This window comes from Spongiibacter pelagi, assembly GCF_014705705.1.
Taxonomy (GTDB): Bacteria; Pseudomonadota; Gammaproteobacteria; order Pseudomonadales; family Spongiibacteraceae; genus Spongiibacter; species Spongiibacter pelagi.
Map to the genome: position 1 here is coordinate 251,969 of NZ_JACXLD010000005.1, position 13,899 is coordinate 265,867.

Here is a 13,899-nt window from a genome sequence, read left to right on the forward strand (position 1 = left end):
GCCTTTGCACTGTTTTTTCTGTGAGCGCCTCAGAGTGATCTGGGGCGCTTTTTTTATGCGTGTGAGTGCTTAATTTCAGCAAGTGGTTTGTCAAGTCTGCCGTTGCGGCTGAGCAGTGTCTACAATGCCCATCTGTTACTCGCCGATAAGATGTTGGAAATGCTTTATGTGGTTTAGAAACCTCTTGATTTACCGCTTTACCCGCCCGTTTTCCCTTAGCCCTGAAGAATTAAATGAGCAGCTTGCCGTTAAGGCATTTGTCAGTTGTGGCAGTCAGGATATGGCGAGCATCGGCTGGGTGTCGCCGCTGGGTAAGCAGGATGGCGAGCTGATCCATACCAGCAATGGCTGCATTATGCTCTGCTGTCAGCGGCAAGAAAAAGTGTTGCCGGCCGCGGCGGTGAAAGATGTGCTGGAAGAACGCGTGCAAGATATTCGCGAAGGTGAGGACCGCGCGGTTGGCCGCAAAGAACGCATGCAGATGAAAGAAGATATTATCTTTGAAATGCTGCCGCGCGCGTTTTCTAAATCCCGCAAACAATTTGCCTATATCGATCCGGCCAATGGCTGGCTGATTTTTGATACCGCCAGCCACAAACGCGCAGAAGAAATAATGGTGTTGCTGCGCGAATGTATCGGCAGTTTGCCGGTGATTCCGCTGGCGGCAAAAAACACGACCCAGCACTGCATGACCAGCTGGCTCAAAACCCATGCACCCACGAGTTTTGAGCTGGGTGGTGAGTGTGAGCTGATTGATGGGGCCGATGAATCTGCCGCCATCAAATGTAAAAATCAGAATCTCAGCTCGCCGGAAATCCTCAACCATATCGACGGCGGCATGTTTGTGAAAAAGCTGTCGTTGAGTTGGACCGGCGGCATTGATTTCACTATCGACGAGCAGCTTACGGTGCGCGGCCTGCGTTTTGCCGATTTGATTACCGATAAAACCGAAGACAGCCAAGCCGAAACCGCTGCGGAAAAGTTCGATGTGGATTTTGCGATTCTGAATGCCGAGCTGGCTCAGTTTATCCCCGCGTTGCTGTCAGCGTTTGGGGGCGAGGAACTCGGCACAGAGGAAGAGGTTGCGGTTTAAGCGCCTCAATGAGGCGCTTTGCTTAGTGCGTTTTTGCTTCCCAGCGTTAGCTTACTGATAGGCACTGATCGGTGGGCAAGAGCAAATCAGGTTGCGGTCGCCGTACACATTGTCGATGCGGTTAACCGCTGGCCAGCACTTGCTGCCAAACAGTTCAGCGGCGGGGAAGGCGGCTTCCTGTTTTGAGTAGGCTCGCTCCCAGTTGGCATCGGCAATATCGCGTTGGGTGTGAGGGGCATTCACCAGTGGGTTGTTATCCAGTGGCAATTGTCCGGCTTCTACCTTGGCGATCTCTGCGCGGATGCTGATCATGGCATCACAGAAACGATCCAACTCCAGCAGCGATTCACTCTCGGTGGGTTCAATCATCAGCGTGCCTGGAACCGGGAACGACATAGTCGGCGCATGGAAGCCGTAGTCCATCAAGCGCTTGGCAATGTCTTCTTCGGAAATACCGCTGGCTTCCTTGAGTGGGCGCAGGTCGATAATACACTCGTGGGCTACGCGGTTATTGCGGCCAGTGTACAGCACGGGATAGCTGTCGCTTAGGCGCTTGGCCACGTAGTTGGCATTTACAATCGCCATTGAGGTGGCTTGCTTTAAGCCTTCCGCACCCATCATGCGAATATACATCCACGAGATGGGCAGAATGCTGGCGCTACCATAAGTCGCTGCAGATACGGTGTCGTTATCGGCGCTCAGACCTTCCACAGGTAAAACCGGGTGGCTGGGCAGGAACGGCGCAAGGTGCGCTTTAACACCAATGGGGCCCATGCCGGGGCCGCCGCCACCGTGTGGAATACAGAAGGTTTTGTGCAGGTTAAGGTGGGACACGTCCGCACCAAATTCACCGGGCGCCGCCAAGCCAACGAGGGCGTTCATATTGGCGCCATCAATATAAACCTGACCACCAAACTGATGGGTGATATCGCAGATTTCGCGAATACCTTCTTCAAATACACCGTGGGTCGAGGGGTAGGTCACCATCAGCGCGGCCACTTCTTCGCTGTGCTGTTGAGCCTTGGCGCGCAGGTCTTCGATATCTACATTGCCTTTTTCGTCGCAGCCAACAATGACCACGCGCATTCCGGCCATGGCCGCAGAAGCGGGGTTGGTGCCGTGGGCAGAGCTTGGAATCAAGCAGATATCGCGCTGGGTGTCGCCACGGCTTTCGTGATAACGCTTAATCGCCAGCAAACCGGCATATTCACCCTGTGAACCGGCATTGGGCTGCATGGAGAATTTGTCGTAGCCGGTACAACCAACCAGTTGTTGCTCCAGCTCATCGACCAATTGCAGATATCCCTGAATTTGCTCGCGTGGGGCAAAGGGGTGAATGCGGCCAAACTCTGGCCAAGTCACTGGCACCATCTCGCTGGTGGCGTTCAGTTTCATGGTGCAGGAGCCCAGGGCAATCATCGAGTGATTGAGGGCGATATCTTTGCGCTCCAAGCGGTGCATATAGCGCAGCATTTCGGTTTCAGAGTGGTACTGATTAAATACCGGGTGATCGAGGTATTCGCTCTGGCGTTGCAGCTCGGCGGGGATGCCTGGGTAGTCGCCCAGCTTGGCATCAATCTCAGTAATAGAAGGCAGCGTTTGGCCTTCGGCAAATACCGCCCACAGCGCTTCAATATCTGCTGCGCTGGTGGTTTCGTCCAGACTGATACCCAGGCTTTGGCCGTTATTGCGCAGGTTGAGGAGCTGGCTTTGGGCCGCTTTAAAAATGGCTGCGGTTTTATCGCCGGTGGCGACAGTCACCGTGTCAAAAAATGCGCTGTTGGTTTGGTAGCCGAGTTGCTGCAGACCCGCCACCAGAATCCCGGCTAGGCGATTGGTGCGCGAAGCGATTTTCTTCAAGCCTTTGGGACCGTGATAAATAGCGTAAAACACCGCCATGATGGCCAATAGCGCTTGAGAGGTACAAATATTGGAGGTCGCTTTCTCGCGGCGAATATGTTGTTCGCGGGTTTGCATGGCCATACGCAGCGCGGGATTGCCACGGGCATCTACAGAAACGCCGATAATGCGACCGGGCACCGAGCGCTTGTATTTGTCGCGGGTGGCAAAGAAGGCCGCGTGAGGGCCGCCAAAACCCATTGGTACACCAAAGCGCTGAGCGCAGCCCACCACAATGTCGGCGCCTTGTTCACCCGGAGGGGTCAGCAATAACAGGCTGAGCAAGTCAGTGGCAACCACGCTCATAATATCGCGGCTGCTGGCCGTGGCGCAGAGCTGGCGAAGATCGGTCACATCGCCATTGCTGCCGGGATATTGCACCAGTACGCCAAAGCACTCGGCGGTGTCGATCAGTTCGGCGACATTGCCAACCTGAATCTCCAGATCCATAGGGCGAGCACGGGTTTGCAAAACCGCGATGGTTTGCGGGTGACAGTTTTCATCCACCAGAAATACATTGCTGCGATTTTTACGCACCAGACGCTTACACATGGCCATGGCTTCAGCGGCAGCGGTGGCTTCATCCAACAGCGAGGCGTTGGCCAAATCCATGCCGGTGAGGTCAATCACCATTTGCTGGAAGTTCAGCAGGGCTTCAAGGCGACCTTGGGCAATTTCAGGTTGGTAGGGTGTATAAGCGGTATACCAACCGGGGTTTTCCAAAACATTGCGCTGAATAACGCCGGGGGTGAAGGTGTCGTGATAGCCCATGCCGATAAATGAGCGCGCAATTTTGTTTTTGCTGGCAATGGCTTTTAATTCAGCTAAGGCTTGCTGTTCGGTTACGGCGCCGGGCAGTGGCATGGGGCCACGTTGAATGGCGGCGGGCACGGTCTGTCCGATTAGCTCCTCGACTGATTGCACGCCCAGCTTGCTGAGCATGGTTTGAGTCTGCTCGGCGGTGGGGCCGATGTGCCGGGTAATAAAGTCGTTTTCGGAGCTGAATTGAGACAGAGAATGAGACATGCGTAGCGGCGTCCGTCTGGTCGAAAAAAAGGCGTGTATTAAAGCATATTGGCGCTCATTTTTCTTGGGTGGCGAGCCGGGAAAATTGGCAAAAAATTGCATATCTTCGGTGAACGTTCACTATAGCTGGTATTTATGTCGGTGTTCTTGCGGAATGAGAATCGATGACGCAGATTCCTCTCTCAGATTTACTCCAACAAGTTGCTGCCTGCACAATTTGTGAGCCGGCCCTGGCCTTGGGTGCAAGGCCAGTAGTGGTGGCAAATGCGCAGGCTAGGTTACTGATTATTGGTCAGGCGCCGGGCACGCGGGTGCACGAAACGGGTATTCCGTGGAATGATCCTTCTGGCGATCGCTTGCGAGAGTGGTTGCAGATCGATCGGGAGCAATTTTATAGCGACCCCCGAATTGCGATTATGCCTATGGGCTTTTGCTACCCCGGCAAGGGGCGTTCCGGCGATTTGCCGCCGCGCCCGGAATGTGCGCCTCAATGGCATGCTCAATTGCTGGATCGTATGCCCGGGATTGAATTAGTTTTGCTGATTGGCCAGTACGCCCAGCGCTATTATTTAAACGATCACCATAAACAGCTAACGCCGAGATTGAAGGCCTTTACTGAGTCTGGTGATGCGAGTGGGCGCTTTTTTCCGTTGCCACACCCTTCGCCGCGCAACCGAATCTGGTTGAAACAAAATCCGTGGTTCGAGGTCGAAACCCTAGCGCTGCTTCGGGATAGGGTGTCAAAATGCTTACGGGCTTAAACTCGATCAGCGATAAATATAGCAATTACGGGGAATATGATGATGCGACTTTTTACTCTTGCTCTGGTAATGATGCTTTCCTTTGCTCAGGGAGCGTTTGCCGGGGAAAGCAACGGCGTAAATGGGGAATCAAAATCGACCGCTAGCTTTGATCAAAAGGAAGTTATGGCCAAGGCTGAAGGTTTCTTTGGTGATGTTAGCGAAGGTTTGGCCAAAGCCATAAGCAAAGTGTTTGAAGACCAAGGTGAGCCCAACGCTATTATCACCGGTGAGGAAATTTCCGGGGCAATTGGTATTGGTGTGCGTTACGGCCAAGGTGAAATCCAGCTTCCCAATGGTAGCGCCCGCGATATTTTTTGGCAGGGCCCCTCAGTGGGTTTTGATGCCGGTGGTAATGCCTCTAAAACCTTTACGTTGGTGTATAACCTGAAAAATCCCGAACAAATTTTTCAGCGTTTTCCCGGTGTTGAGGGCAGCTTTTATTTTGTTGCTGGTGTCGGTGTGAACTACCTGCAAAGTGGCAATGTGATTATCGCCCCGATCCGTACCGGTGTGGGTATGCGGACTGGGGCGAATATTGGCTATCTGCACTTCACTAAGAAGAAGTCGTGGATTCCTTTCTAAGGAATCCCTTATGTAATTCGCTGAGGTAGTAAGTCAGATAGTTCGCCACTATCTGGCTGCGCAGCGAAATCACTAAATCAAACGCATGTTGCGCATCGGGAAACTCGGCATAGCCAACAGCTTGTTCTGACGTTTCCCGCATTGCTTTATAAAGCAGTTGCCCTTCTTCTACACCCACCAAGGTATCGGCTTCGCCGTGCAGTATTAGAAATGGTGGCGCATCTTTACGTACCCGAAACAGCGGTGAGGCCAATTGCCAAGCCTGTTCGTCTTCGCTGATGGTTTTCTTGAAGACTTTGTCGGCGACTAGTTCTTCAAGCCCGGAATCCTGACGCTGACCTTGGCTGTTTAAAAAGTCGTAAACACCGTAGAACGGGACGCAGCCTTGTACCGTTGTGTCGGCATCTTCAAAGCCGGGCTGATATTCCGGCGAGTTGGCGCTGAGGCAAAGCAGGCTGCTTAGGTGGCCACCGGCGGAGCCGCCCGTTACCACAATAAATTCTGGGTCGCCGCCAAACTCGCGGATATGCTCTTTTACCCAGCGCAGAGCGCGTTTGCAGTCGATAATGTGGTCGGGAAAAGTGGCGGCTGGGCTAAGGCGATATTGCACATCAACACAGATCCAGCCGTTTTCTGTCAGTTGGCCAATTAAGGGTTGAGCTTGTTGGCCGCGCTTGCCGATAATCCAGGCGCCGCCGTGAATTTGCAGTAAAACCGGGGCATTGGCGGTTGGGGTTTTGGGCGAATAAATATCCAGATGCAGATCACCGCTTTCGCCAGCGTGGTAGACAATGTCTCGCTCGCACTGAATGCCGGGGCGCTTAAAGGCAAAGGGGTTTTTTAGTCGTTGCAGGTCGGGCTCGTAGCTTACAAGCCCATCGAAGGAGATTGGGCTGTCTGCTGAGCGCCCCAAGGCATAATTCACTGCCTGCGCCATAATCGGTTCGGCCCGTTGGGCGCGGAAATAAAACAGGCCTAAAGCCAACCAGCTAAACATAGAAATGGTTAAGGCCAGAGCATCGGTAAACCCGCTGAGTTCGCCAAACCAAACAATCAATAGGGTCAGTGCAAGCTGAGTGGCGATCAGGTGCAGGCCCATTTCGCCGGCGAGAAAACCAAAAATAAAGCTGGCGATGCTCATAAACGCCGGGCGGCCCTTCCAAGGGTGGTAGGCGTTCCAGGCAATCCATACCCAGAGCAGCGATAACAGCAACATATGATTTTCTCCTGTTTCAAATCGGACTAGCGAAAGCGGTAGAGCTTAGAATAGCGATAGAGTTTTAGCCAGTTCGCACTTAAGCGATCTCTCCCTAATACTGGGAGGCTGGCAGGTGAATGGTGAGGCCGTTCATTTCTTCGGTAATGGTGATCTGGCAGCCCAGCCGGCTATTGTCCTGTGGTTCTAAAACACAGGTGAGCATATCTTTTTCAACTTCATTGGGTTCGCCGGTTTTGCTCTGCCAAGCCTCATCTACATAGCAGTGGCAGGTGGCGCAGCTACACACGCCGCCGCAGTCGCCAAGAATGGCATCAATGCCGTTATTAATCGCGGCTTCCATTACTGTTGTGCCCGGCTCCACCTCGGCTTCGTAGGCGTTGCCATCGTGGGTAATGAAATTGATGAGTAGCATTGCGGTATCCTTAATTGGCGTTGTCAGTCATAAAAAGCCTGTTGATAATAAGCGATTTGGCGTAATGAGTAAGGTATGGCCGCAAATCTAATTACCACGGAAGGCATGGTGGCGTTAAAAGCGGAGCTGGATCAGCTGTGGCGGATTGAGCGCCGGGACGTAACCCAGAAAGTCGCGTGGGCCGCCAGCTTGGGGGATCGCAGCGAAAACGCGGATTATCAATATAATAAGAAGCGCTTACGAGAAATTGATCGCCGGGTGCGTTACCTTCGCAAAGCTATGGAGCGCCTTAAAGTAGTGGAATACAGCCCTCAACAGGAGGGTAAGGTGTATTTCGGTGCGTGGGTGGAAGTTGAAAACGACGACGGCGAACAACTGCGGTTTCGGGTTGTCGGATACGATGAGATCTTTGATCGCAAAGACTATATCTCGATTGATTCGCCGATGGCGCGCGCACTATTGGGCAAGGAAGTGGATGATGAGGCGGTAGTCCGCACTGAGGCGGGCGAATTTATCTGGTACATCAATCGTATTGAATACAAAACTCCGGAGCAGTGAGTTAATGACCCTAAGATCTATTTTTTTCGCCAAACTCTATGTGCTTATGGGGGCGTTGTACTCGTTAACGGCCTTTGCCAACGAGGTCGAGTTGTTTGAGTTGCACGGTGAGTTAATTCAGGGCGGGATGATCTGGGGGCAGGTTGCGCCTGATACCAAGGTAAAACTCGGGCCATATTCAGTGAAAGTGGCGGAAAATGGTGTGTTTGCAGCGGGTTTTGATCGCGATGCTGCGGCAATCGTCCCGCTTGAAATGTGCAGGCAACATCAGTGTGAAACGCAGCAGCTCAAGATCAAACAGCGTGAGTATGCTGTTCAGCGCGTAAACGGGGTGCCGCAAAAAACCGTGACGCCACCGGCAGAGGTATTGGAGCGTATTCGGCGTGAGTCAGCGCAGGTGGGGCAGGCGCGCAAGCAATTTTTAGCGCGGCAGGATTTTTTACAAACCTTTCAGTGGCCGCTGCTGGGGCCGGTGACAGGTGTATTCGGTAGTCAGCGTGTCTATAATGGCCAGCCCGGTCGCCCCCACTATGGCGTAGATGTGGCGCAGCCCACGGGGACGCCGGTGGTGGCTCCCCAAAGTGGCGTGGTTACACTGGTGCATCCGGATATGTTTTATTCGGGGGGGACGCTCATTATTGATCATGGGCAGGGTATTTCTTCGACCTTTATTCATCTGAGTAAGGTGTTGGTTGAGGAAGGTCAGCATATTGAGCAGGGGCAATTGATTGCCGAGGTCGGTGCTAGTGGTCGCGCCACCGGTCCGCATCTGGATTGGCGGATGAATTGGTTTGGGCAGCGCCTCGATCCCGAATTATTAGTTGGGCCGATGCCCGAATATGCCGCTCAAGAATAGAATTCGTCGTTTTTAAAAGATAAGAGAACAACAATGATTGATAAAAAATTGCTGGAAATTCTGGTCTGTCCGGTCAGCAAGGCTCCCCTTGAATACGAGCCCAAAACTAATGAGCTGATCTGTCGTGCCAGTGGTCTGGCTTATCCCGTTCGAGATGGCATTCCGGTCATGCTGGAATCCGAGGCTCGCGCTCTGACCACGGAAGAGAAGCTCGGTTAATCCCAAGGCGCTGACTAAATACACGGCGCTAACATTTCGCTATACTTTCCAGTTTCGCCGGGGCTTTCCCGGCGTTCGCCGTTTTGGCAGTAAAAATCTGTTGTGGAGAATTCAGGTCAATGAAAAGCGCCGCGATTCGCGAAGCCTTTATCCGTTTCTTTGAAAGCAAAGGGCACACCCCTGTGGCCAGTAGTTCGCTGGTACCGGGCAATGATCCGACCCTGCTGTTTACCAATGCCGGCATGGTTCAGTTTAAAGATGTGTTCCTCGGTCAGGACAAGCGCCCTTACACTCGCGCGGTTAGCAGTCAGCGCTGTGTTCGCGCCGGTGGCAAGCACAATGACCTGGAGAATGTGGGTTATACCGCGCGTCACCATACCTTCTTTGAAATGCTGGGTAACTTCAGCTTTGGCGATTACTTCAAGCGTGAAGCCATTAATTACGCTTGGGAGTTTCTGACCTCTTCAGACTATCTGGCTATTCCCAAAGACAAGCTGTGGGTCACTGTTTATGCAGATGATGATGAGGCCTACCAGATTTGGAATGAGGAAGTGGGGATTCCCGCTGAGCGCTTGATTCGCATTGGCGATAATAAAGGTGCCAAGTACGCTTCGGATAACTTCTGGTCAATGGGTGATACCGGCCCTTGTGGACCCTGTACTGAAATTTTCTACGATCACGGCCCCGATATTTGGGGTGGCCCTCCGGGCAGCCCTGAAGAAGACGGCGACCGCTATATCGAAATCTGGAACAACGTATTTATGCAGTTTAACCGTGATGCCGATGGCAGCATGGAGCCACTGCCCGCGCCTTCGGTTGATACCGGTATGGGGCTTGAGCGCATTTCTGCGGTTATGCAGCACGTTCACAGCAACTACGAAATCGACCTGTTTCAAGCCTTGATTGGTGCCACTGCAAAGGTACTCGGTGTTAGTGATCTGGAAAACAGCTCGCTGCGCGTCATTGCCGACCATATTCGCTCCTGTGCATTCCTGATTGCCGATGGCGTTTTGCCGAGCAATGAAGGCCGTGGTTATGTGTTGCGCCGTATTATTCGACGCGCTGCACGCCACGGTAACAAGCTCGGTGCGACTGCGCCGTTCTTCCATAAACTGGTTGCACCGCTGGCCGTGGAAATGGGCGAGGCCTACCCCGAGTTGCGCGAGTTGCAGGCTCAGATTGAAAAAGCCTTGCTGCAAGAGGAAGAGCAGTTCGCGAAAACCCTTGATCAGGGTATGAAAATTCTGGAACAGGACTTGGCTGGCCTTGAGGGCAAGCAAATTCCCGGCGAAACCGTGTTCCGTTTGTACGATACCTATGGTTTCCCCGTTGACCTGACGGCGGATATTGCCCGCGAGCAAGAGCTGACTTTGGATATGGACGGCTTTGAAGCGGCTATGGAAGCTCAGCGCGAGCGCGCTCGCAGTGCATCTAACTTTAAAATGGATGCCGGTCTGAAGCTAGATATTGAGGGTTCAACCCAATTCTGCGGTTATACCCAGTTGGCCGCCGAGGTCGAGGTTCGCGGCTTGGTGCGTGACGGCGAGGTGGTTGACGGCTTGTCAGTCGGTGAACGCGGTGCGGTCATTCTGGCGGATACGCCTTTTTACGCCGAGTCTGGCGGCCAAGCCGGCGATTCTGGTTTGCTGCTGGCAAATGGCCTGCGCTTTGAAGTGGCTGATACTCAAAAGAGTGGTGATCACTTCCTGCATTATGGGGTGTTGGTTGAAGGTGCTTTGGCGGTAGGCGACAAGCTTGAAGCCAAGGTTGATCCCACAATTCGTCAGGCGACGGTACTGAATCACTCTGCGACTCACTTGTTGCACGCCGCTCTGCGTCAAGTACTAGGCAGTCATGTTAGTCAGAAAGGTTCACTGGTTACTGCCGAGCGTCTGCGCTTCGACTTCTCTCAGCCGGAAGCAGTAACTCCCGCTCAGTTGCGCGAAATTGAGGGCATTGTGAACGCCGAGATTCGCCGTAATACGCCGGTTGAAGTTGCCGAAATGGATATCGACAGCGCGCGTAAGCGCGGTGCCATGATGTTGTTCGGTGAGAAGTATGGCGATTCCGTGCGGGTTCTCAGCATGGGTGGTGATTTCTCTATAGAGCTTTGCGGCGGTACGCACGCAAAACGCACCGGCGATATTGGTTTGATGCGCATTGTTGCGGAGTCTGGTATTGCCGCCGGTGTTCGCCGTATTGAGGCGGTAACCGGGCAAGGCGCGCTGGATGCAGTAAATGCCGATAGCGGCCTGTTGCAACAAGCTGTGGCGACCCTCAAAGCGACTCCTGATAATTTCGATAGCAAACTCGCTCAGCTGATTAGTAGTCAGCGCGAGTTGCAAAAAGAAGTGGATCGTCTCAAAGCCAAGCTGGCAACGGCGGGTAGCCGTGATCTGCTGGGTGAAGTTGTTGAAATCGGTGGCGTTAAAGTACTGGCCACACGGGTGGATGGTGTCGATGCCAAAGCCCTGCGCGACAGCCTCGATCAGCTTAAAAACAAGCTGGTTAGCGGTATTGTACTGCTGGCGACCGAAGACGAGGGTAAAGTCGTTCTTGCAGCGGGTGTCACTAAAGATCTCACCGGCAGCTATAAGGCGGGTGACATTATGAAGCTGGCGGCGGCAGCTGTGGGCGGTAAAGGCGGTGGTCGCCCGGATATGGCCCAGGGTGGTGGTACAGATGTTGCGGCTATCGATCAGGCACTGGCCTGTGCGGCAACTTACGTTCAGTCCCAGCAATAATGCGGGTTTTAGCGCTGTAAGACATTTTCATTACAGCCGAACTAGTGTTTAATGTGCGGCCTTGATAACTGGCGTTTGTAGTGAAGATTCGCACACCATGAGTCTGATTGTTCAAAAATTCGGCGGCACCTCGGTAGGCAGCGTAGAGCGCATTAAAGAAGTAGCGAAGAAAGTCGCTCGCTTCCGCGATGAAGGCCATGACGTTGTCGTAGTCGTGTCGGCCATGAGCGGCGAAACCAATCGCCTGATTGAGTTGGCCAAAGCCATGCAAAACCAGCCCACTCCACGCGAGATGGATGTATTGGTTTCTACTGGTGAGCAGGTCACCATTGCGCTGCTTTGTATGGCGCTGCACGACCTCGGTTATGGCGCACGGTCTTATACCGGTAGCCAAGTCCGGATTCTAACGGATGAGTCGCACACCAAAGCGCGGATCAAAGAGATTGATGATCAGAGCATTCGTGCCGATCTCACCGCCGGAAATGTCGTGGTGGTTGCCGGGTTCCAAGGCGTAGATGAAAGCGGCAATATCACTACGCTCGGGCGCGGCGGATCAGATACTACCGGTGTTGCTTTGGCTGCAGCACTGAATGCGGATGAATGTCAGATCTATACTGACGTTGATGGCGTATACACCACCGACCCTCGAGTGGTAGAAGATGCGCGCCGTTTAGACCGAATTACCTTTGAAGAAATGCTGGAAATGGCCAGCCTTGGCTCCAAGGTTTTGCAAATTCGCTCGGTTGAATTTGCTGGAAAATACAATGTGCCCCTGCGAGTGTTGCATGCCTTCCAAGACGGCCCCGGCACTCTGATCAGCCTAGAGGATGAGCAAGCAATGGAAAACCCGGCTATTTCGGGCATCGCCTTCACTCGCGATGAAGCCAAAATTACTGTATTGGGTGTGCCTGATACCCCCGGACTGGCTTACCAGATCCTTGGCCCGGTCAGCGATGCCAATATTGAAGTCGACGTTATTGTTCAAAACGTTGCAGAAGATAACACCACCGATCTGACCTTTACCGTCAGTCGAGGTGATATGCTTAAGGCAGAGGCAATTGTGCGCGACTTGGTGGAGAAAACCGGCGCGCGTGAAGTCAAAACTGATAATCGCATTTGCAAGGTGAGTCTGGTTGGTGTGGGTATGCGCTCACACGCGGGTATCGCAAGCAAAATGTTTAAGACCTTGGCGGATGAGTCGATTAATATTCAGTTGATTACCACTTCTGAAATTAAAATTTCCGTCGTAATTGAAGAAAAATACTTGGAGTTAGCGGTACGCGCGCTCCACGCTGCTTTCGAATTGGATCAGAAAGCTGCGTCTTAACAAGTAAAGCCTAAGACGCACTGCGTGCACAGGGATATGCAACGAGCAGGGCATCACGCTCATAGTTTGGAGAAGCAATCACATGTTGATACTTACTCGTCGCATCGGTGAAACCCTGATGATCGGAGACGAAGTTACCGTTACGGTATTAGGTGTAAAAGGCAATCAGGTGCGTTTGGGTGTTAACGCCCCTAAAGACGTTTCTGTGCACCGTGAAGAGATCTACGATCGCATTCAACACGAAAAAGTTGAAGACAAAGAATAGGCAAAAACCTGACCTTAGGTCTTTGTTTATTCGCTCAGTGTGGTATTATGCCGCGCGTTTTAAGACTTGGCATATTGTTGTTGAAACAACATGTTAGGTCATCAAGAGTGCCGGAGAGGTGGCCGAGTGGCTGAAGGCGCTCCCCTGCTAAGGGAGTATGGGGTTTATAGCTTCATCGAGGGTTCGAATCCCTCCTTCTCCGCCATCAAAAAGAGATAAGCCCCTGATTTTCAGGGGCTTTCTTGTTTCTGGGGTCTGCTAAGGCCGTCAATTAGACCGTCATTTTTATTTTTACCTTTGATTCCTTGATTGAGGGTGAGGCCGGCCTCGCAGCGTCAGCGCAGTAGGCCGATGCCTCACCCGAATGATACAAGGAGCAAATTTTACATAAGATCAGATTATGCGGTGGGAGCGGAAAGCACTTGTGCTTCGCATAATCCGTCTTATGTATATTTTGGCGACTTCCTCATTGAACAAAATAACACCAGCACCGATAGGTGCTGGGTAAACCATCAAAGCAAGCCTTCTTCGGCAAAGGACTTGCAGCCATTAGAAGTGACAATGATGTGATCTAGGGTTCTTACATCAATAAGCTGAAGAGCTTCCTTCAAGCGATTGGTAATCCGCTTATCTGCCTCACTGGGATCAAGAACTCCAGATGGGTGGTTATGCGCCAAGATAATAGCGGCAGCATTGTGCTCTAAGGCACGTCTAACCAGTACTCTTGGATGTACTGCAGCCGAATGTTGATTTGCATTTAAAACTGACCCGGCGAGGGTGCGGACAAAATCTTGGACTACTTTGGAGGTAGTCCATGTACTCATATGAAGATCGCCTTCGGGCCGTAAAACTCTATTTGCAGCTTGGGAAACGTTGTAAGGCGACGATTCGACAGT

The 13,899-nt window shown here is 52.6% G+C and carries 13 protein-coding genes and 1 tRNA gene; 10 read left to right on the top strand and 4 right to left on the bottom strand.

From position 1 onward, the window contains the following. Positions 1 to 166 precede the first annotated feature (166 nt). Entirely contained in the window at positions 167 to 1,093 is a 927-nt protein-coding gene (gene rdgC, locus IB286_RS10830; RefSeq protein WP_190765393.1) for a recombination-associated protein RdgC, read from the top strand. Positions 1,094 to 1,144: 51 nt separating this feature from the next. Here rdgC and gcvP read toward each other — a convergent pair whose 3' ends face one another. Next, positions 1,145 to 4,018: an aminomethyl-transferring glycine dehydrogenase gene (gene gcvP, locus IB286_RS10835; protein WP_190765394.1), complete on the bottom strand. Its 2,874-nt coding sequence runs from the start codon at positions 4,016 to 4,018 to the stop codon at positions 1,145 to 1,147. A gap of 164 nt (positions 4,019 to 4,182) precedes the next feature. Between gcvP and IB286_RS10840 the strand changes: the two genes are divergently transcribed. Both IB286_RS10840 and IB286_RS10845 read left to right on the top strand, forming a co-directional pair. Next, the gene (locus tag IB286_RS10840; RefSeq protein ID WP_190765396.1) at positions 4,183 to 4,779 is read left to right on the top strand and encodes a uracil-DNA glycosylase family protein; all 597 of its coding nucleotides are present in this window, start codon (positions 4,183 to 4,185) and stop codon (positions 4,777 to 4,779) included. A gap of 165 nt (positions 4,780 to 4,944) precedes the next feature. After that, positions 4,945 to 5,403, top strand: coding sequence for a DUF1134 domain-containing protein (locus tag IB286_RS10845; protein ID WP_398285040.1), 459 nt, complete (start codon positions 4,945 to 4,947; stop codon positions 5,401 to 5,403). Here the strand turns inward: IB286_RS10845 and IB286_RS10850 are convergent. Together IB286_RS10850 and IB286_RS10855 are read right to left on the bottom strand one after the other, a co-directional pair. Then, entirely contained in the window at positions 5,375 to 6,619 is a 1,245-nt protein-coding gene (locus IB286_RS10850; RefSeq protein ID WP_190765399.1) for an alpha/beta hydrolase, read from the bottom strand. The genes IB286_RS10845 and IB286_RS10850 overlap by 29 nt on opposite strands. Positions 6,620 to 6,713: 94 nt before the next feature. Beyond that, a complete protein-coding gene (locus IB286_RS10855) occupies positions 6,714 to 7,034 on the bottom strand; it encodes a 2Fe-2S iron-sulfur cluster-binding protein (protein WP_190765401.1) in 321 nt (106 codons plus the stop codon). 75 nt (positions 7,035 to 7,109) lie between these two features. On the opposite strand from IB286_RS10855, the gene greB reads away from it, so the two are divergent. From greB to IB286_RS10890, 7 genes are all read left to right on the top strand, one after another. After that, positions 7,110 to 7,592 (top strand): transcription elongation factor GreB, encoded by a 483-nt coding sequence (greB, locus tag IB286_RS10860; RefSeq protein ID WP_190765403.1) that lies wholly within the window; start codon positions 7,110 to 7,112, stop codon positions 7,590 to 7,592. A 4-nt stretch (positions 7,593 to 7,596) separates the two neighbouring features. Next, positions 7,597 to 8,448 (top strand): M23 family metallopeptidase, encoded by an 852-nt coding sequence (locus IB286_RS10865; protein ID WP_190765404.1) that lies wholly within the window; start codon positions 7,597 to 7,599, stop codon positions 8,446 to 8,448. Positions 8,449 to 8,481: 33 nt separating this feature from the next. Beyond that, positions 8,482 to 8,667 (top strand): Trm112 family protein, encoded by a 186-nt coding sequence (locus IB286_RS10870; RefSeq protein WP_190765406.1) that lies wholly within the window; start codon positions 8,482 to 8,484, stop codon positions 8,665 to 8,667. Between the two features lie 119 nt (positions 8,668 to 8,786). Next, the gene (gene alaS / locus IB286_RS10875) at positions 8,787 to 11,411 is read left to right on the top strand and encodes an alanine--tRNA ligase (RefSeq protein WP_190765408.1); all 2,625 of its coding nucleotides are present in this window, start codon (positions 8,787 to 8,789) and stop codon (positions 11,409 to 11,411) included. Between the two features lie 97 nt (positions 11,412 to 11,508). Beyond that, positions 11,509 to 12,738: an aspartate kinase gene (locus tag IB286_RS10880; protein WP_190765410.1), complete on the top strand. Its 1,230-nt coding sequence runs from the start codon at positions 11,509 to 11,511 to the stop codon at positions 12,736 to 12,738. A gap of 82 nt (positions 12,739 to 12,820) precedes the next feature. After that, positions 12,821 to 13,003 (top strand): carbon storage regulator CsrA, encoded by a 183-nt coding sequence (gene csrA / locus IB286_RS10885; protein WP_190765412.1) that lies wholly within the window; start codon positions 12,821 to 12,823, stop codon positions 13,001 to 13,003. A 112-nt stretch (positions 13,004 to 13,115) separates the two neighbouring features. Continuing rightward, positions 13,116 to 13,208, top strand: a tRNA-Ser gene (locus IB286_RS10890). Positions 13,209 to 13,515: 307 nt separating this feature from the next. Here IB286_RS10890 and IB286_RS15465 read toward each other — a convergent pair. Continuing rightward, the gene (locus IB286_RS15465; protein ID WP_450097557.1) at positions 13,516 to 13,827 is read right to left on the bottom strand and encodes a JAB domain-containing protein; all 312 of its coding nucleotides are present in this window, start codon (positions 13,825 to 13,827) and stop codon (positions 13,516 to 13,518) included. Positions 13,828 to 13,899: the final 72 nt, after the last annotated feature.